A 23,237-nucleotide genomic window follows, 5' to 3' on the forward strand; every position below is an offset into this window, starting at 1 on the left:
CGTCGTGGAGCGCGGGGGCCGCTCCACGACCGGGCGGTGCGGGGGAACTTCGACGCGACGGCGGGGTCAGCCGCCCGCGGTCACGGCCTTGAGTTCGGCGAGCAACTCGCGGATGAGGTGCGTCAAGTCCCCTTCGCCGCCCTCTTCGATCCAGCGCTCGAACGCGATCTTGAACACCGCGACCGCCGCCTCGGCCGTCAGGCGCGCGGTCGGCTCGCCGACGCCGCGGCGGCGCAGGATGTCGGTGAGCGCCCCGGACAACGAGGCGAGCTTGATGAGCTCGCGTTCGCGGAGTTCGGCGTTGGCGACGATGACGGCCTGCCGCCGGCTGACGTGGTCGAAGCGGCCCTGGAACTGCGCAGCTGCGGCTTCGAGGGCCCCGGTCACCGCGTCGATCGGTGCGGCGGCGTCGGGCGCCTCGGAAACGGTGTGCACGAACAGGTCCTGGAGGGAGCTCGATCCGGCGAACAGGACCTCGCGCTTGTCGGGGAAGTGCCGGAAGAACGTCCGCTCGGTCAGTCCCGCCCGCTTGGCGATCTCCGCCACGGTGGTCTGTTCGTATCCGCGCTCGGTGTAGAGCTCCAGTGCCGCCTGCTCAAGTCGGCCACGTGCGTTGGGCTCCCATCGACTCATGCTGGGCATCCTACGCGATGACAGGGACTGACATCACCGTGGTACTGTTGATGACAGTCACTGACATCGTTCGACCCTCGGCGATCTTTGTCGACGAGGGCGAGACCACTAGGAGTTCCCCTCATGCGCGTATTCGTCACGGGCGCCTCCGGGTTCATCGGTTCCGCCGTCGTCCCCGAGCTCATCGGCGCGGGTCACCAGGTCGTCGGGCTCGCCCGCTCGGACGCCGCGGCCGACGCCTTAACGCACGCCGGTGCCGAGGTGCACCGCGGCGAACTCACGGACCTCGACAGCCTGCGGGCGGGCGCCACCGCCGCGGACGGCGTCATCCATCTCGCGTTCATCCACGACTTCTCACAGTTCCGGGAGGCGGCGCGCACCGATCTCTGCGCCGTCGAGACCCTCGGCGCCGCCCTGGAGGGGTCCGGCCGGCCCCTGGTCATCGCCTCCGGCACGCTGGGGATCAGCGAAGGGCGGTTGGCGACCGAACGGGACGCCCCCGCCCCGACCGCGGGCCCCCGGGCCGCCGCCGCACAAACCACGCTCGCCCTGGCCGCGCAAGGGGTCCGCTCGTCGGTGCTGCGACTGCCGCCGTCGGTGCATGGTGAGGGCGATCACGGCTTGGTCCCGTCCCTCATCGCCACCGCCCGCGAGAAGGGTGCCTCCGGCTACGTCGGCGACGGGTCCAACCAGTGGTCCGCCGCGCATCGCAGCGACGTCGCCCGACTGTTCCGGCTGGCGCTGGAAGGTGCCCCGGCGGGGTCCGTGCTGCACGGCGTCGCCGAGCAGGGGATACCGGTCCGCACCATCGCCGAGGCGATCGGCCGGCACCTCGACCTGCCCGCCCTCCCCGTCTCCCCCGAGTACGCGGAGCGGCACTTCGGCTGGCTCGGGGCCTTCCTCGGGGCTGACGCAGCGGCCTCCAGCGCACTGACCCGCGAGCTCCTGGGGTGGCGGCCGACCCATCACGGGCTCATGGAGGACTTGGAACAGGGGCACTACTTCCGGGATGCCACGAGCCGTTCCACCGTGGCGTAGCGGACGCCCTCAGGCCGGTCCACCGCGACTGCCGCCGCCACTAACACTGTCACCGCCCGGCAAGAGGCGGGCACGCAGCGCCTCCCGCACGCGCGGAGCCCCGTGGCGCGTGCGGGAGGCGGGTCACCGTCGGGTCAGTCGGTGCAGGTGTCGAGCATCGAGCCCAGCGCCTTCTTCTCGTCGTCGGTGCTGGTCAGCTTCCAGACGGACTTGATGTGGGTGTAGTCCTTGGCGTAGGTGCACCAGAAGGTGTGGTTGGTCGGCTTCCAGTCGGCGGGTCCGCTGTCGCTCTTGGAACTGTTCGAGGATTCCGAGGCGATGAGCAGCTGCGGGTCCTTCAGGTCGTTGCCGAACGCCTTGCGCTGGTCGGCGGTCCAGGTGTCGGCGCCGGACCGCCAGGCTTCGGCGAGCGGAACCATGTGGTCGATGGTGGCCTGGGCGACGTCGGTGACGGTGGCGTCGTCGTAGGCGGAGTACCACGAACCGCTGGCCGGCTGGCAGCTGCCCGGCTTGTCCTGGACGTCCTTGCCGTCGCGGGCGAGGACGTCCTGACGCGTGGTGCAGCCGTCGGGCTGCTTGGCCCATATGGAGAACTTGTCGCGGGCGTAGCCGTCCATGGAGTGCGGAGTGCCTACGGTCAGCGCTGCCAGCTCGCTGCGCGCGGTGGAGGTCGACGGTGGTGCCGGCGGCTCGGCGAGCGCCGGGGCGGCGGCCAGGCCGACCACTATCACGGCGGCGGCGGACAGCCCGAGGGCAGCACGAGGCATCAAGATCTCCTGAAATGTGGGGGGTTGGAGAGACGCCTTTCGAGGAAACCGCACTGCCGCATTGAACGCTACGCGCGTTGAATGGACATGACAATGTCTTTCCCCGCCCATTACCAACTCTTGAACACCGGGGTGCGGGCCCGTCACGCCAACCCCACCCCAAGGCCGCCGACTTCGAACGCACCGCCCGTCCGGGAGGAGCGACGTCATGTCAACGGCCTTGGGAAAAACTGGTGTTCGCGGCGGGGTGCCCTCCGGACTCCCGCCCCGTTTCCGCGGCCGGAGGTGCGGCACCGGGCGGAAGAGGGCCGGCGCCCCGGTTCACCGGCCGGCGGACGGAGGTCAGCCTTGCTGCACGGGGACGACGACCAGTTCGGCGATGTTGACGTGCGGGGGCGCGGCGACGGCGAAGGCCAGGGCGTCGGCGATGTCGTCGGCGGTCAGGGGCTTCAGGTCGGTCCGCATGCGGGCGAGGGTGGACTGCATGGCGGCATCGCGCATGTCGCTGCCGAGCTCCGTGACGGTGACACCGGGTTCGACGTTCTTCACGCGGACGCCTCGGGGGCCCAGTTCTGCGCGCAGGTTGCGGGTCAGGTGTGCCACCGCGGCCTTGGTGGCGCAGTAGACCGACCAGCCGGGGAAGCAGGTGTGACCGGCCACCGATCCGACGTGGACCAAGTCCGCGGGCCGGCCGGCGGCCGCGGCGGCGAGGAGGTCCTCGGTGAAGGCGCGGGCGGTGTGCACCAGGGCGCGCAGGTTGAGGTCGATCATGCGGTCCCACTCGTCGGTGCCGGCGGTCTCGAAGGGGGCGCCGAGCATCGCTCCGGCATTGGCGACCACGAGGTCGGCTCGGCCGAGGCGTGCGGTGACGGTGCGGGCGGCGGTGTCGACGGCCCCGGGCTCCGTCAGGTCGACGGGCACCGGCAGGACTGCCCCGGGGGTGGTGCGTTCCAAGTCGTCGGCCAACGCGCGCAGGCGGTCGGTGCGGCGGCCCAGGAGGGCGACGGCTGCCCCGCCGGCGGCCAGGCGACGGGCGGTGGCCGCACCGATGCCGCTGGACGCTCCGGTGACGACCGCGACCCGGCCGGACAGGTTCGGCGCGGGGCTGCCGCCGCTGACGTTCCCGGCGTTGACGGTATTGATGATGTTGCCGGTGTTGGCGGTGTTGGCGGTGTTGTCGGAAGTGTTGCTGGGAGGAGTTGCGTTCATGGCTCGACGATGCGGCGGCCGCACACTGCTGAACAGGCAGGTCTGCTCGCAGGGGTCCCCGTCGTAGGAGTACCACGGCCACCTTCCGGGGCCCCCGCCCCGTCCGTCGGTCCTAGGGTTGTGTCCATGAACAGCGCGAACCCGCTCGGGGAGTACCTGCGTGCCCGCCGTGCCCTGGTCACACCCGACGCCGCGGGATTGCCGGTCTCCCCACGGCGCCGGGTGGCGGGGCTCCGCAGGGAGGAGGTCGCGACGCTGGCCGGGGTCAGCGTCGACTACTACGTACGACTGGAGCAGGGCCGCGAGCGGAACCCCTCGGTGCAGGTCGTCGAGGCACTCGCCCGGGTCCTGCACCTGGACGAGGAGGCGACGGACCATGTGCACCGGCTGGCGACACCGGCTCCCACGCGGGTCCGTTCACGGAGCCGCGGCCGGGCACGGCCGGAACAGGTCAGTCCGGTCCTCTCGCAGCTGATGGCGACCTGGCACCGCACACCGGCCGTCGTCCTGGGACGGCGGCTGACGGTGCTGGCCCACAACTCCCTGGGCCGGGCGCTGTTCGCCGGCCACGCCCACAGCGGTGATCTGGTGCGGCTGGTGTTCCTCGACCCGCACGCCCGGGCGTTCTATCCGGACTGGGAACGCGTGGCGGCCAACACCGTGAGCGGACTGCGCACCGCCGCGGGGGCCGACCCCGACGATCTCGAACTGATCTCGATGGTAGGGGAGTTGTCGCTCAAGAGCTCGGAATTCCGCCGCCTGTGGGCCCGCCACGACGTCCGTCAGAAGACCCACGAGACCAAGCGCTTCGGGCACCCGCTGGTCGGCGAGCTGACCCTCGCCTACGAGTCGTTGACCGTCAACAGCGCGCCGGGACAACAGCTCGTCGTCTACCAAGCCGCCCCGGGCAGCCCTTCGGAAGAGGCGCTCGCCCTGCTGGGAAGCCTGACCGCCGACCCGCCCGCACACGATCCGGCGCCGTCCGGGCAGCCCGCGTCGGGCGAGCAGTAGCTGCCGCCGGGACCTCAGCGCCGCCGGCTCCGTGCCCTCCGCGACCCCTCTCCCCCGCTCCCGATCCGCACGCAATTCGTTCGCCCGCACCGGCCGTTCGGTGGCAGGGTGCGGGCATGGAACATCGATCAGAGGTGTTGCTCATCGGCGGGCGGGCGGGGGTCGGCAAGACGACGGTGGGGTGGGAGGTGTCGGCGCGCCTGCGCGCCGCGCCGGTCGCGCACTGCGTCGTCGAGGGCGACTTCATGGCGCAGGCGCATCCCGCTCCGGAGGCGGACCCGCACCGGAGAGAGCTCGCCGCGCGCAATCTCGCGGCGATCTGGTCGAACTACGCGGAGCTCGGGTACCGGCGCCTCGTCTACACCAACACCGTGAGCGTACTGGCGGAGAACGAGGACATGTTCCGGCGGGCCATGGGCGCGGACGTCAGGATCGCCCGGGTGTTGCTCACCGCGTCGGACGCGACCACCGGGGAGCGGCTGGCCGGCCGGGAACGTGGCTCGGAGCTGGCGCAGGAGCTGAAGAACAGCGCCTTCAAGGCACGGCTCCTGGACGAACGGGCCCCCGCGGACACGGTACGGGTGGCGACCGACGGGCGTTCCGTCGTCGACATCGCACACGAGGTGGTGCGCGCCACCGGTTGGCTGACGGGAGCCGGTGCCGCTGGGTAGGCCCCGCACTCCGCGCACACGCCCCGTCTGCACGGGGTGCCGTGCCTGGCTCCGTTGGGGGGGGTACGGCCCGACGCGGTCCGCAGCATGCGGCCCATGCGGGAAGTGAGCGGCGAAACGGTGGTGCGGGTACAGGTGCGGGGGTGGCTGTTCGCCGGGGTGGGCGCCGTCGCGGGGACGCCCGCCGGTGGGCTGGCGCTCGCCGCGGTCCGGCCCGGTTTCGGCGCCGACTACGAGCGGCTGGGCGCCGCCGGACCCCACCTCGCCGTGGCACGCCCGGACCAGGACACCCGTCGCGCCGACGCCCACGGTTGTCCCGTTCTCCCCGGGGTCACGGTCACCTGCACCGACGACTACGGCGGCGGTCGCGAACTGGTGGCCTACGACGGGTTCACCGCGTGGCGGGAACTGCGCCTGCGCCGCGGCGGCCTGGTCCACACCGTGTCCCACTCCGACCGCCCCACCGACCTGACGGCCGCCCGGCACGTCCTCTCGACGCTCCGTCCCGCGACGAACGCCGAGCTGTCCCCCCTCTGCGACCAGCCCATGCGGCGTTGAACTGCCAGGCGGGCAGGGTCGGCACGGGGAGGCAGCGGCGTTACGGGCGGGGCTTGTCGGCGAACACCCAGCGGTTCCCCGCCAGCGCGTCGTTCTCCTCGGGCAGCGGGCCGCGGCCGTGCCGCCGGGTGAAGTCGAAGGGGGTGTGGACCGCCGTGGACCACCCTCTGCCCGCCAGGTCGCCGGCCGAGTCGGGGCGCGGTTCAGCGTCGAACAGGTCCAGCAGGTCGATGCCGATCTGGTGCTTGGTCGAGGTGTAGAGCGGACTGTCGCGGTACGCCAGCAAGTTCGGCTCCAGCTTGACCTCGTAGGCCAGGGCGCTGCCGCCCGTGGTCAGCCCGTCGATCGTGTCGATCAGGTACGTCTCGACGGCTCGGGGCAGGTAGAACAGCAACCCCTCGGCCAGCCAGGCGCTCGGTGTGTCGGCGTCGAATCCGGCGTCGAGCAGCGCCCCGGCCCAGTCGTCGCGCAGATCGATCGGGACCGGCACACGGGCCGTACCCGGCCGGGCCGACACCCCGTCGAGGACCTCGTGCTTGAAGGCCAACACGCCGTGCCTGTCGATCTCGTAGAGCACGCAGTCCGGCGGCCAGTCGAGGCGGTAGGCCCGGGTGTCCAACCCCGCGCCGAGCAACACCACTTGGCGGGCGCCTCGGGCGTGCACCGCGTGGTGGAGGAAGTCGTCGAGGACCCTGGTGCGCAGTCCGAAGTAGCGTGCGAATCGCCCCCAGAGGGGATTCGCGTCCCCGTCCGCAACGTGTTCGATGCGGACCGGCCAGGCCGCGCACGCCGGGGCGGCGCGCACGAAGTGCTCCGCGTAGACGTCCCGGGCCAGGCTGTCGTGGCGGTGCGTCTCGATCGCCCGGGCCGCGGCGACCAGGAGCGCGGTGAGGCCGACGCCTCCGTCCACGCCGTCCGCACCGGTGTTCCGACGGGCCGTGCTGACCATGTGTCCTCCCTCGGCGCGCGGGGCGCCCACGAACTACGGCACGTGCATGACGTTCAGGATCCGTTCGGGCGGTGCGCGACGGGACGGCGGAACGGCGCGAACGTCCGACGTCCGGCATGCGGTCGCCCGGCTCATCCGCTTCCCGTCACCGGAAGCAGGACGGGCTTGACCACGCGGCCGGCGTCACAGTCACGTTCGGCCACGTTGACGTCCGCGAGCGGGTACGTGCGGATCAGTTGGTCGAAGGGGAACCGTCCGACCTGCCACAGTCCGGTCAGACGCGGAATCAGCAGTGCCGGTACGGCGTCCCCCTCGCAGAGGTGGGAGATCCGCCGGCCCCGATCCAGGGTCCCTGGTTCCAGCGGCAGTGGGGTGTGGAGCCGGGCGACCAGTGCCAGGTGGCCGGTCGGGCGCAGTGCCCGCAGCGCCTCGTTGATCAGCCGGGCGGACCCCGTGGTGTCCAGGGCGTACTGGGCTCCGCCGTCGGTCAGGCGTCGGATGCGCTCGGGCAGGTCGGCCGTCGCGGCGTGCAGCGGGCGCGCGCCGAACCGCTCGGCGAGGAGCAACCGTTGGGGGTGGCTGTCGACGGCCACGGTCGCCGCCCCGCCGGCGGTGGCCGCCATCACCGCGGCCAGGCCCACCGCGCCGGCGCCGAACACCGCGAGGGTGTCTCCGGGGCCGACGCCGAAGGTGTTCAGGGCCGCTCCGGCGCCGGTCAGGAAGCCGCAGCCGAGCGGTCCGAGCAGGGCGAGGGGGAGGGCGGGGTCGACCCGGACGGCGTTGCGGGCCGGGACCACCGCGTACTCGGCGAACGCGGACTGGCCGAACCACCGCGGTGCCAAGGCGTCTCCGGCCGCGTCGGTTAACCGCGCGGCGTGCTCCGTGCGCCCGCCGAAGAGGTTGAGCGCGGCGAAGGAGTCGCAGTAGGCGGGGGCCGCGCCCGTGCAGTTCCGGCACCGGCCGCAGGAGTCGAAGCTCAGCACGACGTGGTCGCCGACGTCCAGGCCGGTCTCCGGGCCGCCCGTCTCCACGACGACGCCAGACCCCTCGTGGCCGAGCACCGCAGGCAGCGGTGAGCGGCCCGCCGAACGCCGGACGGCGAGGTCGGTGCGGCACATGCCGCAGCCCGCGATCCGCACCAGGATCTCGTCACGGGCCGGCCCGGTGGTGAGGACCACCTCCTCGACCGCGAACGGACTCTTGTACGCGCGCAGCACCGCCGCGCTGAACCTGATGGTCACGCCGCCTCCGGACGGGCTACGACGAACGGCTCGGGCGCCCGCAGTTCCTCAATCCACCGACTCTGAGGGGGCGGTGGTGACGGTGGTGGCGTGCTCCCGGGCGTGCCGGTCCATCTCGGCGCGGAAGGCGGCCACCAGGTGCGGCTGGATCCGTCCGGCGTTGCGGTCGCCCCCCTCGCAGACCGCCCCGCGCACCCCCACGATGTCGGTGCCGATGCGGGTCAGTGCGCCGAGGTCGGCCTGACCGACGCTGCCGGCGAGGGCCGCGAGCAGATTGGCCTGGTGGGCCAGCCGCACGAACTCCGCGCAGACCTCCGGCGGAACATGGTCGAACAGCCGCGTCCCGTCCTTGATCGCGGTGTCGAGCATGGCCGCGTCGGCGCCGGAGCGGCGCGCGACGTCGGGCAGTGCGAGCGGATTGACGCAGCCGATCCGGTGGGCGTCGGCATAGCCCGAGGCGACGACGCACGCGTCCGGCCGGTGGTCCTTCACGGCCCGGACGACCCCGCGCATGACCTCGATGGCCTGCTCCGGCGTCGTGCACCCGTAGAGGCCGACCTTGATGTACGTGGCGCCGGAGACGACTGCGCCGAGCGCCGCCTGGGCCACCGTGCCGGGCTTGAACGGCACGTCCCCCACGGTGGCGGAGACCGGCTTGTCCGCGGGGACCGCGGCGCGGATCTCTCTGATGACCCAGGGGAAGTTCGCGCCGAGCGAGCCCTCGTCGGGCTTCTTGACGTCGACGATGTCGAGGTGCTCCGCCGCCTTCGCACACGTGAGGGCTTCTTCGACGCCGTCCGGGGAGATGAGAAGCAGCAACGTGGACTCCTTCCGCCGCATGTGCACCTGACCGGGGGCAGGTGTGCGGAGTCGCCTGGCTCGCTCGGGGTGTGCTCATCATTGCCGTGCCCCAGCGCCCCCGGTAGGGGCGTGCGGAGTCCCACGGCTCGCGGCCGCGCGCACCCCAGTGCGCCGTCCGCGCCGGTCCGAACGCCGGGCCGGGGCGCGCCGTCGAACGACGGCCGGGAGGCCCTCCCCGGGTCACGGTCAGCCTGCCAACAGCGTCTCCAGGGCGAGGGCGGTCGCCGGGTCAGCGCACGGCCGTCCCCCGTCTCGTCCCGGCCCCGCCTCGGGCTCCTTCATGTGGCGTGCCAGCCGGACCAGCGGGTCACGGCCACTTCGACGACGGGCCCGGCAGGTGGGCGCCCGGCGTACTGCACGGGGTACTTCGCCGCCAACAGGCGTACGTAGTGTGCGGCGGGCGAGGAGGCGTCCGCGGGTGGCAGCACGGTGGCGGTCCCGTCCGCCCGTGCCCACCACAGCCGGTCCCAGTCCTCGTCGTAGGCGTCGACGAGCAGACAGACCTGGGGGCGGGCCCGCATGTTGGCCAGTCGTTTGAGTTCGGCGGTCCGCTTGGGCTTGTGGTCCACGGCGAAGGCGAGGTGGTCGCCCGTCAGGACGAAGACGACCGGGACCAGGTGCGGGTGGCCGTCGGTGTCCGCGGTGGCGAGGCGGGCGATCCGCGAGGCGGCGAAGCACTGCCGGGCCCGCCCGCTCGTCATCGCCGGCACGGCTGTTCCGTTCCCGTTCCCGTCACCGGACGCGCCCCGCGACCTCGGCGAACCGGTCGGGGTGGGTCAGCGTCTCGGGCTCCGGCACCGTGGGCAAGGAGAACAGCAGCCGTTCCACGTCGAGCCGGGCGTACTCCTCGACGACGGCGTGGTCGGCCGGCACCCCGTAGACGGTCACCGGCACGTCGCGGCCCGCGGTGTTCCGCATCCGTGTGATCTGCGGCCCCAGTTGGCCGGGCGGGCCGCCGTTGGCCAACCAGGCGTCGCCGAGGGCGGCGACCCGGGGGAACGCGCCCTCACCACCGCCCACGTAGATCGGCGGGTGGGGCCGTTGGACCGGCACGGGAAGCTCCCCGCCTCGGGGGGACGGCGTACGACGCGCCACCGGGATGTGGGTGCGCTCGGCGACGAAGAGGGAGTCGAGGCCGCGTTCTTCGACGGCGCGCGCCAGTGCCGTCGGCGCGGTGCCTCGGTCGGTGAGGAAGGTCGATACGCCGAATCTCACGGCGGCTCCTTCGATTCCGGAGGGTGTCGGGTGCCCGGTCGGTGACCTCTGCCGAGGTACCCCGACCGGCCCCGCCGCAACAATCCGTCCCGCCAACCGGGCGATCGCCGGCCCGGCACCGGCCCCGCGGCCCGTCAGTGGTCGACGGTGACGACGATCTTCCCGATCTGTGCACCCGCTTCCATGTACCGGTGCGCCTCGCCGATCTCCTCCAGGCCGAAGACCCGGTCCACGACCGGCTTGAAGGCCCCCGTGCTCAGCCCCGACGCGACGAACGCCTCGGCCCGGCGCAGCCGTTCCGGGTCGGCGGTGGTCTCGAAGAGGGTGTAGGTGCGCATGTTCAGGGCGGGCATCCCCAGCTCGAACGCCGGGTAGGGCGTGACCTCGCCGCTCAGGGCGCCGTACTCGAAGAGCGTGCCGCCGGGTGCGACCACCTTGGCCAGGTCCAGCACACCGGGCCCGGCGATCGCGTCGAAGACGAATTCGGCACCCCGGCCTCCGGTCAGCTCGCGCACCCGCGCCACCACGTCCTCCTCGTCGGTGACGACCACGTCCGCCGCACCCGCCGCGAGCAGGGCGTCCTTCTTGACCGCGGTGCGGGTCGTGGCGATCGGCACCGCTCCGACGCGCAGCGCGATCTGGATCGCGGCCAGGCCGACGCTGCTGGAGGCCGCGGTCACCACGACGGTGTCCCCGGCGCGCATGCCGCCGACCTCCACCAGGGCGCCGTAGGCCGTCAGGTAGGGCATCCAGACCGCTGCGCCGGCGACCGCGTCGAGCCCGTCGGGGCGACGCACGACCGCGGCCGCGGGCACCAGCGCCCGCTCGCCGTAGACGCCGTAGTCGTTCATCGAGAACGCCGGCACCACGCTCACCGCCTGGCCGACCTTGAGTCCGGTCACCCGGGAGCCGACGGCCTCGACCACGCCGGCGGCCTCCGTTCCCAGACGGGCGGGGAACTGCTTGACCTGCTCGATGTAGGTACCGCTGCGGAAGAGCACCTCGGCGCGGTTGAGGCCGATCGCCTCGACGCGCAGGGCCACCTCGTCGGGCCCGGGTTCGCCGATCTCCACGTCCTCCAGCCGCAGCACTTCCGGCCCGCCGAGTTCGTGGAACCGCACCGTTCTGACCATGACGCCTCGTCCTTCCGTTCGGTGACGGCGACGCCGATCCGGGTCGCCGTGCCTCACTCAAACCAAAAGTTCGACCAGTGTCAAACTTCGACACACATCAAACCTTGATGGTCATCAAAGTTCGACGCGTGTCGTACCATGTGCGCGGGAGGCCAACGGACGATCGGGAGGTCACGGGCGATGGCGGCAGCAGAGCGAGCCGGCAGGGACCGCACCCCGCCGCACCCGGACCTGGCCACGATCACCCTCCAGCAGGTACTGGAGGCACTGGTCGATCCGGTGCGCCGCTGCATCGTCAGGCACCTCCACGCCACCAGCCACGACGTCGCCTGCGGCACGATCGACCTGCCGGTGAGCAAGTCGACCGCCACCCACCACTTCCACGTGCTCCGCGAGGCCGGCCTGATCCGCCAGTACTACGCCGGCACCTCCCGCATGAACGCCCTGCGCCTGGAGGAGTTCGACCGGGCCTTCCCCGGACTCCTCCCGGCACTCCTGGCGCAGCGCGACGGCGACCCCGGCGCGTGAGGGAAGAACACCCCGGGCATCACACCCACCCGTCGTGAGTCACCCGGCGGCGCACGCCGCGAGCAGCGGCGGGGCTCAACCCTCCCGAGGGAGGCGCGCCCCTCGGCGCGGATCCGCTCCCGAAGGCGTTCGACCTCCTCCTCGACGTCCGCGCGGCACCGGCCCAACTCCCGAAGAACGACGGCGAGGTTCCAGGGCGTCCGAGCGAGCCGCGGCAGGCAGGCGCCGGGGTCCGCGTCGACCAACACTCGGCAGAGGGCGACCGCTCCCTCCTGACACGCCACCGCATCCGACAGTCGACAGCCGACCAGCCTCCCCCAGCGGCAGAGAGATACCGACCAGGCTCACGGCCAGTCCGGCGTGGCGCGCGCCACCCTCGACCTCGGCCGGCTCGCGATGAAGAGCCAACGCCTCCCCGTAGACCGGCAGCCGCCCCTCAACAGCCTGGCAGCCCACCGCGCATGGCGCACTCATTCAGACCACCGGCCAGTTCGTTGAGGCTGGCGGCGAAGGCGGCACGGTGTCGCGCAGGGTCGACCTGCGCCGGCGCCCGCCGGTCCCGTACCCGATCCTCCAACTCGGCCAGACGCCCCCGCGCCGCCACCCCATCCGCCGACGAGCGCTCCACTGAGCCCCCTCCCCCACCCACAGTCAGCTGGACGGCGCCCCAGACGAGCCCCCGAGCCGGGCACGGCCTCCGCCACCGGAACTGCCACCGGAACGCTCCACGGCATCAAGTCCACCCAGGCAAGGTGCACTTGAAGCCGCTCCTCCGTTCGCGCCCCCTTCCGACGTCGACCTTCGGGCAGCGGAACGGAACACCGGCACGGGCCGACACCCCGTTCGCCAGGTGGGCCATCCGGCGGTGCATCCAGGCGGGTTCGCGCTTCCCGCCTCAAATCCCTTGAGGACGCGCCGGGAGCGCGACGGCTTCACAAGCGCACAACCTCGTAAGCTCTTACTCAACGCTAGGGAGCTCGGGCCCAACGGTTCGGCGGCCGACGCCGCCCGCTCGGGACTCCCCAGGTGGAACCGTCGCTGTTCTCCGCGTTCACGAGAGGGGCTTCCTATGCAGACCCTGGAGGGCCGCCCGCAGACACCCCGCCGATTCCCGCACCCGTGGCGCCGCTACGGTCGGCTCGTCGCCACGAACTTCTTGCGCGGCGCGTCCTACGCGTGCGGCACCGGCGTCATCGGCTTCGCGGTCTGGTGGGCCCAGAACCGCTGACCGGCCACACCCGGACGACCGACACCACCGACCACCCCCGGCGCGGCCGACCCGCGCCGCGCCCGCACACCGTTGGAGCTGCGCGTCCCCCAACACCACCCGGTGACACCTGAGTTCGTCGGCATCGGGCAGAATCGGCCCATGCTGAAGGTCGGTTCAGTGGTGCTGGGTGTGGCGGACGTGCCCCGTGCAGCCGCGTTCTGGAAGGCTGCGCTGGGGTACGTCCCGCGGGAGGAGATGACGGACGACTGGGTGGTCCTGGTGCCCGAGAACGGGGCCGGGACGCAGTTGTCCCTCGGGCTGAGCGAGTCTCCCGTCCAGCCGCGCCCGCGGGTCCACCTCGACCTGTACGCGAGGGACGCCGCCGATCAGGCCGCCGAGGTCGAGCGCTTGCTGGCGCTGGGCGCCCGGCGCGTCGAGTGGGATGACTACCCGGATGACGCCGACTTCGTCGTGCTCGCCGACACCGAGGGCAACCTCTTCTGCGTGATCGACACCGGGCACGGTTGACCGCCCCCGGTATCGCGGGGCTAGCCTGCCCGGATGCCGTTGCGTCTGCGTCGTTCGGCCCGCGCGCTCGTGCTCGACGACCTCGATCGCCTCCTGCTGTGCAGACACGCGCTCCGCGAGCAGGGGGCCGCGGTCTGGGCCGCCCCCGGCGGCCGGATCGCGCCGCACGAGGAGCCGCTGACCGCGCTGCGGCGTGAACTGCGCGAGGAGGTGGGCCTCGTGGTGAAGCACGACCCGCCGCACGTGTGGCACCAGGAAGTCGTCGGCGCCGGGTACGCGGTCGAGCACGACGGCGTGGTCAACGACTACTTCCTCGTACGGACGGCCGGATTCACGCCGTGCGGTGCGCTGACCGCGGCGGAGCTGGCGGCGGAGTGCATCGTGGGCGTGAAGTGGTGGTCGCCGGCGGAGATCTCCGCCTACCGTGGGCCCGACCTGTTCTCTCCCCGCGATCTCGGCACCCCGCTGCGGGAGCTGCTCAGCACGGGCGTCCCCGACGAGCCGCTGCTGCTCGGACTGTGAGCGACCGGACCATGGGTGGACCCGTACAACTTTTTGGGCCGGTGACCCCGAACGTATGATGGCGCCATGACCGATGCCACCAGTGACCGCGCACCGCTCGGCCGGCGCGAACGCAAGAAGGCCGCCACGCGCAAGGCGCTGGCCGACGCCGCCCTGCAGCTCTTCGTCGAGCGCGGTTACGACCAGGTGGGCATCCGGGACGTCGCCGAGGCCGCCGACGTGTCCACCACCACGCTGTTCAAGCACTTCCCCAGCAAGGAGGCGCTCGTCTTCGACGAGGGCGAGGAGATCAGGGCGGACCTGCTCGCCGCGGTGCGGCACCGCCCGACCGGCCAGTCCATTCCGGGCGCCCTGCGCGACCACGTACTGCACGCCCGGCTCCGCAAGGGGGCCGACACCGATCCGCAGTTCGCCCGGTTCCTCGAACTCATCGACGACACCCCCGCGCTGCGCGACTACGCCCGCCGGATGTGGCTCCAGCACGAGGTCGACCTGGCGGCGGCGATCGCCGACGAGAGCGGTGTGCCCGAGGGCGACCCGACGTGCCGGGCGCTGGCCCGCTTCGCCTTGGAGGCCCGCGACCTCGGCCACGGCACTCCGGACCCCGACGCCGCCATCGCGCGCGCCTTCGACCTGCTCGAACAGGGCTGGGCCGGGCGGCCCGACGCCCCCGCCGAGCAGGACTAACCCCCGGCTCGCCCGCGCCGCTTCCCGCCGTGCGGCAGCCCTCCACTCGCGCGGCGCACCGCCGACGGCGCTCACCCCGCGGTCACCTCCTCCGCGGCCCGACGACGGCGGTATTCGGCGGCCCTGTTCAGGTAGTTCCCGTGCTCCCGGGCGTGGTCCGGGGGGAGGTGCGGCGCGTCCGGTGACGTGGTCGCGAAGAACCGCCTGAGCCCTTCGTTCGCCCCTGCCGCGAGCTCTCCGGAACGGGGGAACATCGCCGCCTCGTAGCGCGCGACGGCCTCGCCGACGGTGGCCTCCTTGGCCACGGCGCGCGCGAGTTCCGCACCGTCGAGCAGGGCGAGATTGGCGCCGTGGCCGCCGAACGGGGCCATGAGGTGCGCGGCGTCGCCGATCAGGGTGGCTCCGGGCACCGGGTCCCACGCCAGCGGGGCGGGCAGGGCCCAGAAGGAGCGCGGGACGTGGACGCTGTCGTTGTCGGTGAGCAGCGGGCGCAGGTCCGCGGACCAACCGCCGAACTCCCGCAGGAGGTGGGAGCGGACGGCCGCCCGGTCGGTGAGGTCGAGGTCGGCCTCGACGTGCCAGTCGGGCCCGGCACGGAAGGCCAGGTAGCCGCGGACCACGCCGTTGCTGTTGCGCTGGACGATCACCGCGCGGCCGTCGCCGTCGCTGGCGAACAGGTGCCCCTCGCCGACGAGCGCGGCGACCTCGGGGTGTCGGACGTCGACGTCGTCGAAGCGGACGTCGAGGAAGGCGACGCCCAAGTACTCCGGTGTGGCGTCGGTGAGCAGGGGGCGCACCCTGGACCGGGCGCCGTCGGCGCCGATGACGAGGTCCGCTTCGACGCTGGCGCCGTTGGCGAAGGCGAGGTGGTGCGCGCCACCACCCGTGGATGTCGCCCGGAGGAGTTCGTGTCCCCATCGGACGGTGCCCGGCCGCAGGCTGTCGTGGAGCATCGCGCGTAGTTGGCCGCGGTCGACCTCGGGGGCGGTCGCATCGCCCTCGGCGGGGACGAACGCGGCGAGGACGGTGCCGTGGTGGTCCCGGCGGGTCTTGGCCTGCCCCTCCGGCCGGGCCAGGGCCGTGAAGGCGTCCATCAGGCCGGCGTCTTCGAGGGCGATCTGGCCGGAGTCTGCGTGCAGGTCGAGCGTGCCGCCCGGGTCGCGGGAGTCGACGGCGGCATCGGCGTCGTAGACGGTGGCGGCGATGCCGTGGCCCTGGAGCACACGGGCGCAGAGCAGGCCGCCCGGCCCGCCGCCGATGATCGCGATGCGGGGATCGGTCTTCATGGTGGGTCCTTCCCTCGGGTGCCGCGGGCCCGCAGGGAGGCACTGCCAGCGCGCCCCCGTGGTCGATCGCACCGATCTGCCCGCCCCTCCACAGTAAGCGCAACGACTAACAAAGTGCAACCGATCAACTTTTGGATCGATACAACCGACAACTTCAATTGATCAATTTATATTGACAGCCCAGCTTGAATATATTTAGCGTCGGAGCATGAGCGAGAGCATCGACGCCCTCCTTGCGGAGTCGGCGGTCCGGGCGGCGGCCGACGTGCGGATCGCGTTCAGTCGCCTGAAACGGCGGTTGAAGGAGCTGGCCACCGACGAGGACCTCGCCCCCGAGCAGGCATCGGTCCTGGCCCGCCTGGACGCACAGGGATCGGCATCGGCCAGCGAACTGGCGACCGTGGAGCGGGTCAGTCCACAGTTCATGGCGAAGACCGTCGAGGCGTTGGTGCGGGCCGATCTGGTCGTCCGCCACCCCGACCCGCTCGACGGCCGCAGGCAACTGATCACACTCACCGTCGTCGGCCGCGGCCGGCGCCGGGGCGACCGGTGGGCCCGCCAGGAATGGCTCGCCCAGTCACTCCAGGAACGGTGCACCGAACAGGAACTCCGCACGATCAGCGCGGCGATGGCCCTGTTGGACGAGGTGGCCCGATCATGACCGGGCGGCCCGCACGCCTCCGGACGCCGCGACGCACCACGCACCACAACGAGTTCAACCGCAACCCGATCGCGCCCATGGTCCTCGGATCGATCCGACCATGGCAGTCGGGTCCGAGATCGGGGGTCACCGTCTCGTACTCGGAGCCGTTCGGAACACCATTAGGGTGGCCGCCTTCGGTCTGTCCGCTCTGGTGCGGCTCAGGCATCCTCAGCGCTGTCAGCATCAGAGGGGTGAGGGCCCTCCGCCGTGGAGTTCCAGAGCCGTTCTCGCGGTTCGGAGTCATATACCAACAGGGCCAAGTCGTCGGCGCTCGGGGGCCAGTCCGTGCCGGCCAGTACGTCATGGAACGCGACAACGAGCCTGTCCGTCTCCGACGTGGCTTGCCGCGCCTGCACGATGACCACATCGAGGGTCGCCCCACACCGGGTCGGGCAAAGGCGCGACGTCGCAGCCTCCAGCTTCGTGTACTCCCGCGAGGGAACGTTCAAGAATTCACACAGCGGGCAGATCTCGTAGACCTGCACCAGGAGGCCACGGCCTTCGGGTTCGCCTTCCGTCGTCGTCATCGTTCGTGTTCTCCCTCATCAGTCCAGCGCCGCCCTCGCGCCCTGGGACGTCGCTGGCGACGGCCTCGACGCCCAGTTCGCCATCGCCCTCCGCGTCACCGACGTGCGGCACTCCCGGGACACCGAGACCGACGCAGTCCACACCCGGCTTAGCTCGCCGACGACCCAGCCACCTCATGTGCCGCCGTCGGCTGAGACGGCCGGCAGAGCGAGCAGTTCCGCGTCTCCCAACACAGGCCGCGACGCCTCTGGCAGGAAATCAACGCCGCCACGAGCAATGGCACCAAGCCGGCCAGCCTCCCGTTGGACGTCACGGAGTCACCAACGGGCCACATGGACACCAACCTTGGGCCGACCAACCCGACGACGCCCTCTCCCTCTGAGAGGCACCGGAATCCGTGATGCCAACGATCGCCGAAGTCCCACGTGGACGTCGATAGCGCAGCGTGCACACCCTACTTGGCCTGGAGTCCACTCCCGGTGAACGCAAAAGCCGCCACGGCATGATCTCGGTTCGCTGAGCGGAGCGACGACCGGCCACCACCGGCCGACAGGACGGAACGCCGGCCGGTGCTGGGATTTCAGGGGCGGACGAGTACCTTCAGGGCCTCGCGCTCGGCCATGGCCCGGTAGCCGTCCGGGACGTCGTCCAGTCCGATGGTGCGGTCGAAGACCGCGGAGGCGTCGAGGCGCCCGGACAGCACGTCCGGAAGGAGTTCGGGCGCGTGGGCGCGGGCCGGGGCGGTGCCGCCGGCGAGGGTGACGTTGCGGCGGTAGAACCGGCGCACGTCGACGCCCTCGCCGTCCTGCGGCACCCCGACGTAGCCGACGGCGCCACCGGGACGCGCCATGTCCAAGGCATCCCGTAGCGCCTCGCCGGTGCCGACGCACTCCAGGACCGCGTGCGCCCCGTGGCCGCCGGTGAACTCCCTGACCCGCTCTACGGCCGCCGCGCCGCGCTCCGGGACCACCTCGACGGCCCCGAACCGGCGCGCCAGTTCCGTCCGTCGGGCGTGCCGCCCCAGGATGACGATGCGTTCCGCGCCCAGCCGGGCCGCGGCCAGTACGCCGCACAGGCCGACCGCGCCGTCACCCACGACCGCGACCGTGGCTCCGGGGCGCACGCGCGCCGCGAGCGCGGCGTGGTGGCCCGTGCACAGCACGTCCGACAGGGCCAACACCGCGGGCAGGCGCGGGTCGTCCGGTCCCATGGGCAGGGGCACGAGCGTGCCGTCCGCCTGCGGCACCCGCACCGCCTCGCCCTGCCCGCCGTCCAGCTCGCCACCCCAGAAACCGCCGTTCGGGCAGCAGTTGGGCAGGCCGTCGCGGCACAACTCGCAGGTGCCGTCGGACCACTTGAAGGGCGCGAGGACGAGCTCGCCGCGGCGTACGGTGGTGACCTCGGCGCCCACCTCCTCGACCACGCCGATGAACTCGTGGCCGATCCGCACGCCGGCCGTGGACGGCGGCAACTTCCGGTAGCGCCACAGGTCGCTGCCGCAGATCGCGGCGTGGGTGACGCGCACCACGGCGTCGGTCGGCCGCACGAGTCGGGCGTCCGGCACCTGGCACACCCGTACGTCCCCCGCCCCGAACATCACTGCTGCCCGCACGCTCGCACTCCTCGTCTCGCTGGTCACGGCCCGTCCGGTCGCGGGGCGGCCGAGGGCGGCCGTCCCACCGGCCCCGCGCTCCCCCGCGCGGTCACGATCACTCGAACCGGTGCGTACAGTACGCCAGTTCCGCCGGGAGACCGGCCGGATGGTCGGGGTCGGGCACGCGGGCGTCCCCGTCGGGCACTACGGCCTGGCGCTGCCCGTAGGCGACCGGGGCGCGAGGGACCGCGTCTGTTACTGCACGACGCGGGGCCTGCTCTCACCGGGCGGGCTCCGCCAAGCCGTTTCGGTTGCCGACTTCGTCGGGCGGTACGGGGAGCAGGTCGCCCTCCGGTCACCTGCGCGGCACGGGCGTGACATCAGGCGTCCGTCCCGTCGGAAGCGGCGTCGGCCGGGCCGTCGAGGAGTCCCGCCACCAGGTGGTGGGCGTAGTCGGCGTCGAGGGGGCTGGGGCGGAACAGGATGCGGTACATCATCGGCGACACCACGTGGTCGATCACCGTTTCGACGTCGGGCGCCGGCTCACCCCGGTCGGTGGCGCGGGCGAGGATGACGTCGATCTGGTCGGCCGCGTAGGCGGAGCAGCGGCCGGCGTTGTTGCCGTCCGGGTCGCCGAGCAGTGCGTCGCGGAGGTAGGCGCGGCCGGGGGGCGAGGTCATCTCGTCGAGGAACTGCTCGGCCCAGGTGGTCAGATCGGCGGCCAGCGCACCGTGGTCCTCCGGCGGCGCCTCCGGGCGCAGGCGCTCGACGGCGACGTCCGAGAGCAGTTCCCGCAGGTCGCCCCAGCGGCGGTAGACCGTCGACGGGGTGACGCCGGCGCGGGCCGCGACCAGCGGCACCGTCAAGGCGTCACGGCCCACCTCGGCCTCCAGCTCGCGCACGGCGCCGTGCACCGCCTCCTGAACGCGGGCGCTGCGCCCACCCGGGCGCGCCATCGGTCGGGGACTCATGCCACCACCCTAAGCCTTAACGCAAAGACCTTGCTTCTAGTGTGGTGGCAGTGCCCCGGCCTCAGGCCACCGGCGCGAGCGTCCGGGCGGGTGCGGCCTGCTCGTAGGCGTGGCCCACGCGCAGGAGCGCGGACTCGCCGAGGGGCCGGCCCATCAACTGCATGCCGATCGGCAGGCCCGCCCCGTCGTGGCCCACCGGGACGGTCAGGGCCGGCAGTCCCGTGACGTTGGCGGGCGCGGAGAGGCGGACGTAGGCGTCCGGGACGCCCTCCGTGGTGCCGTCGGGCCAGGTGAGGGTCTCCTGGTCGGCCGGTACGGCGACCGTGGGGACGGTCGGCGCGGCGATCACGTCCACCTCGTCGAACAGCTGCGACCACGCCTGGCGCATCAGCGTGCGCGCGCGTTGGGCGCGTAGGTAGTCGCCGGCGGGCATGAGTTCACCCGCTTCGAGGAGGACGCGGACGTCGTCCCCGTACCGGTCGGGGACCGTGCGCAGGGTGCGCTCGTGGTAGGCGGTCGCCTCGGGGACCATCAGGCCCCAGTGGGTGGCCTGGAGGTAGCGCGTCATGGGGATCTCGACCTCGACGAGCCGCGCGCCGAGCTCCTCCAGCTGGTCGATGGCGCGCCGGACTGCGGCCTCGACGTCCGGGGCGATCCGGTCGAAGTAGTAGTTGCGGGGCACGCCGACGCGCAGTCCCGTGAGGTCGCCGCCGTGCGGTGGTCGGTGGTCCGTGGGGTCGGTGAGCAGGGAGGCGGGGTCGCGCGGGTCGTGTCCGGCCAGGGCGGAGAGGACCAGGGCGGCGTCCTCGACGGTGCGGGTCAGGGGACCGACGTGGTCCAGCGACCAGGACAGCGAGGTGATGCCGTGTCGGGGGACGAGGCCGTACGTCGGCTTGAGCCCGACGACGCCGTTGAGCGCGGCGGGCACGCGGATCGATCCGCCGGTGTCGGTGCCCAGGGCGAAGCTTGCGGCTCCGGCGGCTACGGCGACGGCCGATCCCCCGCTGGAGCCGCCGGCGATGCGCTGCCGGTCCCAGGCGTTGTGGGTCTGGGGGGTGAGGAGTCCGTAGGCGAACTCGTGGGTGTGCGTCTTGCCGACGAGCACGGCGCCGGCGGCCCCCAGGCGGGCGGCGACGGTGCTGTCGGCCTCCGCGCGGTGGTCGGCGCGGACCCGGGAGCTGGCGGTGGTCGCAGTGCCGGCGACGTCGATCAGGTCCTTCAGCGCCATGGGGATGCCGTGCAGCGGCCCGCGGAACTGCCCGTCGGTGGTTTCGCGGGCGGCGGCGCGGGCCTCCTGACGGGCGCGGTCCGCGGTGACGGTCACGTAGGCCCGCAGGTGCGGTTCGACCTGCCCGATGCGGTCCAGCACCGAGTCGACCAGTTCGACGGGGGACAGCTGGCCGGCGCGCAACGCGTCGGCTGCGGCGGTCGCGGAGAGCTCATACGGCTGCATCGGACTTGGCCTCCCCCGCGTGGTAGGCGGTGGCGGGCGGGGTGTCGCCGAAGTCCAGCTCCCGCAGGACCGAGACGACGGACAGGATGTGCTCCGCGGTGGCCGCCACTGCGGCGTGTCGGTCCGCCGGCAGGGTGAGCCCGGAGCGCTCGGCCCAGCGGGCTGCCTCCTGGGGCGTGAGGGCGGTGTCGGGGAGGGGCATGGGGGGTGTCTCCTGATCTGGGCCGTGGCGGTGGGGCGTTGCACCCACCGGAACCCAAAAGCTAATCGATTGCGTTAGTCGAGAATAGGCCCTACGATCGAGCTAACGCAAACGGATTGCTTTAGCGATTCCCCGCACCCCGCACCCCGCACCCGTTCGCCTCGTCGCCCACTATCCACCGCACCGCACGAAGGAACGACGATCGATGTCGAGCTCCACGTCAACCACTCAGCCCACCAACCCCGCCGCCCCCTCCTGGACCGTGGGCGACGTCACCGTCCACCGCATCGACGAGGTCCCTCTGCCGCCGGAGACCGGCCCCTGGCTGCTGCCCGGCGCCACCCCGGACACCGTCGCCCAACACCGCTGGTTGCAACCCCACTTCGCGGACGGCGCGGGCGTGCTGCACCTCGCCAGTCAGAGCTTCGCGCTCTCCGTCGGTGGCCTCCGCGTCCTGGTCGACACCGGCATCGGCAACGGCAAGACCCGGGCCAACCCCGCCTGGCACGACCTGCGGACCGACTACCTCCAGCGCCTCACCACCGCGGGCTTCGCCCCGCACCTCGTCGACGTGGTGGTCCTGACGCACCTCCATGCCGACCATGTCGGTTGGAACACCCGGGAGCACGGCGGCGCGTGGGTCCCCACCTTCCCCAACGCCCGCTACGTGACGTCCCGGGCCGAGCGCGAGTTCTGGGCCGGCTACGCCATGGACGAACCGCGCCGCCAGATGTTCCGCGACTCGGTGCACCCCGTCGAGGACGCCGGCCTGCTCGACCTGGTGGACGTGGCCTCGAAGGGCACCGAACTCGCCGCCGGACTGCGGTTGGTCCCGACGCCCGGCCACACCCCGGGGCACCTCGCGGTCGAGATCAGCAGCGGCGACGCCGCCGCGCTCATCACCGGCGACTGCCTCCACCACCCCGTCCAACTCGCCCACCCGACGCTCGGCAGCTGCGTGGACATCGATCCCGAGCAGGCCCGAGCCACCCGCCGCGCGCTGTTGTCGGAGCTCGCCGACGGCGAGACGCTGCTCCTCGGCACGCACTTCCCACCGCCCACCGGCGGCCGCGTGGTCACGGACGGGGACGCCTACCGGCTCCGGCCCGTCCCCGCAGTCGCCCCGTCCGCCACGCACCGAGCACCGTGACCGTCCCGGCAGGGCCACCCGGACGAGCCACGGATCGGCCGGTCGCCCGGTGCCGCGCTCACGTCGCGCCCGGCACCGACGCCCCCACGGCGTCGGCCGACTCGTCATCACCGAGGAGGGTCAGCGCCCGCACCGTGTCGCGCTGGGCGGGATCCCATCCCAACAGCCCGGCACCGGCGTCGTGATCCCCCTCGTGCAGCCGCAACTGGGCGTCCGCATGGTCGCGGAGCAGCGCGCGGGCCCGATCGGGACTGGTGTCCAAGGCGGTGGCGATCTGCCGCCAGGTGGCGCCCAGTTGGAGGGCTTCCAGCACCGCGCCCGGTTGGCCGGCGGCCGCACTGCGGGCGAGCTGCGTGCCGAGCGCGAGCTGGGCCAGGGCGTCGCCCGCGTCACCGCGGACGACCGGCCCCGGAAAGTCCTCGGGCAACTGGCGGTCCGCCAGCCGTTGGCCGTGCGCCGAGTGCCGTTCCGCCAGCCACGCCAGCGGGGTCGCCGACGGTATGTCACCGGGGCGCCGGACCTCCTGGGCCCGCCACTCCTCGTAGCCGTGGGTCATGACTGTGGTTCTCCTCCCGTACGAGTGCGGTGG

At 72.6% G+C, this 23,237-nt stretch carries 27 protein-coding genes; 11 read left to right on the forward strand and 16 right to left on the reverse strand.

The annotated features are described in order from the left end of the window. Positions 1-66: 66 nt before the first annotated feature. Complete coding sequence (locus ACLJT4_RS21630) at positions 67-633, reverse strand: TetR/AcrR family transcriptional regulator (RefSeq protein WP_411124222.1); 567 nt, start codon at positions 631-633, stop codon at positions 67-69. A 123-nt stretch (positions 634-756) separates the two neighbouring features. On the opposite strand from ACLJT4_RS21630, the gene ACLJT4_RS21635 reads away from it, so the two are divergent. Continuing rightward, a complete protein-coding gene (locus ACLJT4_RS21635) occupies positions 757-1,671 on the forward strand; it encodes an SDR family oxidoreductase (RefSeq protein ID WP_411124224.1) in 915 nt (304 codons plus the stop codon). A 134-nt stretch (positions 1,672-1,805) separates the two neighbouring features. On the opposite strand, the gene ACLJT4_RS21640 is transcribed toward ACLJT4_RS21635, so the two are convergent. Together ACLJT4_RS21640 and ACLJT4_RS21645 are read right to left on the reverse strand one after the other, a co-directional pair. Beyond that, positions 1,806-2,438 (reverse strand): DUF1524 domain-containing protein, encoded by a 633-nt coding sequence (locus ACLJT4_RS21640; RefSeq protein ID WP_233655548.1) that lies wholly within the window; start codon positions 2,436-2,438, stop codon positions 1,806-1,808. Positions 2,439-2,780: 342 nt separating this feature from the next. Continuing rightward, positions 2,781-3,647, reverse strand: a complete 867-nt coding sequence (locus ACLJT4_RS21645; RefSeq protein WP_411124226.1) for an SDR family oxidoreductase — start codon at positions 3,645-3,647, stop codon at positions 2,781-2,783. A gap of 126 nt (positions 3,648-3,773) precedes the next feature. Between ACLJT4_RS21645 and ACLJT4_RS21650 the strand changes: the two genes are divergently transcribed. The 3 genes from ACLJT4_RS21650 to ACLJT4_RS21660 all read left to right on the forward strand — a co-directional run bounded on the left by ACLJT4_RS21650 (position 3,774) and on the right by ACLJT4_RS21660 (position 5,887). Then, a complete protein-coding gene (locus ACLJT4_RS21650; RefSeq protein ID WP_411124228.1) occupies positions 3,774-4,658 on the forward strand; it encodes a helix-turn-helix domain-containing protein in 885 nt (294 codons plus the stop codon). A gap of 116 nt (positions 4,659-4,774) precedes the next feature. Continuing rightward, positions 4,775-5,329: an AAA family ATPase gene (locus ACLJT4_RS21655; protein ID WP_411124230.1), complete on the forward strand. Its 555-nt coding sequence runs from the start codon at positions 4,775-4,777 to the stop codon at positions 5,327-5,329. Positions 5,330-5,425: 96 nt separating this feature from the next. Next, positions 5,426-5,887: a hypothetical protein gene (locus ACLJT4_RS21660; protein ID WP_411124232.1), complete on the forward strand. Its 462-nt coding sequence runs from the start codon at positions 5,426-5,428 to the stop codon at positions 5,885-5,887. A gap of 40 nt (positions 5,888-5,927) precedes the next feature. Here ACLJT4_RS21660 and ACLJT4_RS21665 read toward each other — a convergent pair whose 3' ends face one another. The 6 genes from ACLJT4_RS21665 to ACLJT4_RS21690 all read right to left on the reverse strand — a co-directional run bounded on the left by ACLJT4_RS21665 (position 5,928) and on the right by ACLJT4_RS21690 (position 11,286). Further along, positions 5,928-6,836 carry a class I SAM-dependent methyltransferase gene (locus ACLJT4_RS21665; protein WP_411124234.1) on the reverse strand — a complete coding sequence of 303 codons (909 nt, stop codon included), beginning with the start codon at positions 6,834-6,836 and terminating at the stop codon, positions 5,928-5,930. A 131-nt stretch (positions 6,837-6,967) separates the two neighbouring features. Beyond that, positions 6,968-8,071: an NAD(P)-dependent alcohol dehydrogenase gene (locus tag ACLJT4_RS21670; protein ID WP_411124290.1), complete on the reverse strand. Its 1,104-nt coding sequence runs from the start codon at positions 8,069-8,071 to the stop codon at positions 6,968-6,970. 54 nt (positions 8,072-8,125) lie between these two features. Then, on the reverse strand, positions 8,126-8,896 hold the full coding sequence (locus tag ACLJT4_RS21675; protein ID WP_411124236.1) for a (5-formylfuran-3-yl)methyl phosphate synthase: 771 nt from the start codon (positions 8,894-8,896) through the stop codon (positions 8,126-8,128). Positions 8,897-9,216: 320 nt separating this feature from the next. Continuing rightward, positions 9,217-9,648: a TIGR03668 family PPOX class F420-dependent oxidoreductase gene (locus tag ACLJT4_RS21680; protein WP_411124238.1), complete on the reverse strand. Its 432-nt coding sequence runs from the start codon at positions 9,646-9,648 to the stop codon at positions 9,217-9,219. A 22-nt stretch (positions 9,649-9,670) separates the two neighbouring features. After that, positions 9,671-10,153, reverse strand: a complete 483-nt coding sequence (locus ACLJT4_RS21685; protein WP_411124240.1) for a hypothetical protein — start codon at positions 10,151-10,153, stop codon at positions 9,671-9,673. 134 nt (positions 10,154-10,287) lie between these two features. Then, positions 10,288-11,286: a zinc-dependent alcohol dehydrogenase family protein gene (locus tag ACLJT4_RS21690; protein WP_411124242.1), complete on the reverse strand. Its 999-nt coding sequence runs from the start codon at positions 11,284-11,286 to the stop codon at positions 10,288-10,290. 180 nt (positions 11,287-11,466) lie between these two features. Here ACLJT4_RS21690 and ACLJT4_RS21695 point away from each other — a divergent pair, with 180 nt between their 5' ends. The 5 genes from ACLJT4_RS21695 (at position 11,467) to ACLJT4_RS21715 (ending at position 14,761) form a co-directional block, all read left to right on the forward strand. Further along, a complete protein-coding gene (locus tag ACLJT4_RS21695; protein WP_411124244.1) occupies positions 11,467-11,814 on the forward strand; it encodes an ArsR/SmtB family transcription factor in 348 nt (115 codons plus the stop codon). A gap of 1,069 nt (positions 11,815-12,883) precedes the next feature. Continuing rightward, positions 12,884-13,042 carry a hypothetical protein gene (locus ACLJT4_RS21700; protein WP_233655561.1) on the forward strand — a complete coding sequence of 53 codons (159 nt, stop codon included), beginning with the start codon at positions 12,884-12,886 and terminating at the stop codon, positions 13,040-13,042. Positions 13,043-13,183: 141 nt separating this feature from the next. Beyond that, positions 13,184-13,552: a VOC family protein gene (locus tag ACLJT4_RS21705; RefSeq protein WP_411124247.1), complete on the forward strand. Its 369-nt coding sequence runs from the start codon at positions 13,184-13,186 to the stop codon at positions 13,550-13,552. A gap of 33 nt (positions 13,553-13,585) precedes the next feature. Next, entirely contained in the window at positions 13,586-14,074 is a 489-nt protein-coding gene (locus ACLJT4_RS21710; RefSeq protein WP_411124249.1) for an NUDIX domain-containing protein, read from the forward strand. A 66-nt stretch (positions 14,075-14,140) separates the two neighbouring features. After that, entirely contained in the window at positions 14,141-14,761 is a 621-nt protein-coding gene (locus tag ACLJT4_RS21715; RefSeq protein ID WP_411124251.1) for a TetR/AcrR family transcriptional regulator, read from the forward strand. Positions 14,762-14,832: 71 nt separating this feature from the next. Here ACLJT4_RS21715 and ACLJT4_RS21720 read toward each other — a convergent pair whose 3' ends face one another. After that, positions 14,833-16,047, reverse strand: a complete 1,215-nt coding sequence (locus tag ACLJT4_RS21720) for an FAD-dependent oxidoreductase (protein WP_411124253.1) — start codon at positions 16,045-16,047, stop codon at positions 14,833-14,835. Positions 16,048-16,255: 208 nt separating this feature from the next. On the opposite strand from ACLJT4_RS21720, the gene ACLJT4_RS21725 reads away from it, so the two are divergent. Then, on the forward strand, positions 16,256-16,708 hold the full coding sequence (locus ACLJT4_RS21725) for a MarR family winged helix-turn-helix transcriptional regulator (protein WP_411124255.1): 453 nt from the start codon (positions 16,256-16,258) through the stop codon (positions 16,706-16,708). Between the two features lie 200 nt (positions 16,709-16,908). On the opposite strand, the gene ACLJT4_RS21730 is transcribed toward ACLJT4_RS21725, so the two are convergent. The 5 genes from ACLJT4_RS21730 to ACLJT4_RS21750 form a co-directional block, all read right to left on the reverse strand. Further along, entirely contained in the window at positions 16,909-17,277 is a 369-nt protein-coding gene (locus ACLJT4_RS21730) for a hypothetical protein (RefSeq protein WP_411124257.1), read from the reverse strand. Positions 17,278-17,858: 581 nt separating this feature from the next. Beyond that, positions 17,859-18,890 (reverse strand): zinc-binding dehydrogenase, encoded by a 1,032-nt coding sequence (locus tag ACLJT4_RS21735; protein WP_411124259.1) that lies wholly within the window; start codon positions 18,888-18,890, stop codon positions 17,859-17,861. Positions 18,891-19,252: 362 nt separating this feature from the next. Beyond that, entirely contained in the window at positions 19,253-19,828 is a 576-nt protein-coding gene (locus ACLJT4_RS21740; protein ID WP_411124292.1) for a TetR/AcrR family transcriptional regulator, read from the reverse strand. A 76-nt stretch (positions 19,829-19,904) separates the two neighbouring features. Further along, positions 19,905-21,296: an amidase gene (locus ACLJT4_RS21745; protein ID WP_411124261.1), complete on the reverse strand. Its 1,392-nt coding sequence runs from the start codon at positions 21,294-21,296 to the stop codon at positions 19,905-19,907. Further along, the gene (locus ACLJT4_RS21750; RefSeq protein ID WP_275467143.1) at positions 21,283-21,498 is read right to left on the reverse strand and encodes a hypothetical protein; all 216 of its coding nucleotides are present in this window, start codon (positions 21,496-21,498) and stop codon (positions 21,283-21,285) included. The genes ACLJT4_RS21745 and ACLJT4_RS21750 overlap by 14 nt, the downstream gene beginning before the upstream one ends. Before the next feature lie 205 nt (positions 21,499-21,703). Between ACLJT4_RS21750 and ACLJT4_RS21755 the strand changes: the two genes are divergently transcribed. Then, positions 21,704-22,648: an MBL fold metallo-hydrolase gene (locus ACLJT4_RS21755; RefSeq protein ID WP_411124263.1), complete on the forward strand. Its 945-nt coding sequence runs from the start codon at positions 21,704-21,706 to the stop codon at positions 22,646-22,648. A 58-nt stretch (positions 22,649-22,706) separates the two neighbouring features. Here ACLJT4_RS21755 and ACLJT4_RS21760 read toward each other — a convergent pair whose 3' ends face one another. Next, positions 22,707-23,204 carry a hypothetical protein gene (locus ACLJT4_RS21760; protein WP_411124265.1) on the reverse strand — a complete coding sequence of 166 codons (498 nt, stop codon included), beginning with the start codon at positions 23,202-23,204 and terminating at the stop codon, positions 22,707-22,709. Positions 23,205-23,237 lie beyond the last annotated feature (33 nt).

This window comes from Streptomyces sp. x-19 (assembly GCF_046549115.1).
In the GTDB taxonomy this organism is placed as follows: domain Bacteria; phylum Actinomycetota; class Actinomycetes; order Streptomycetales; family Streptomycetaceae; genus Streptomyces; species Streptomyces albulus_C.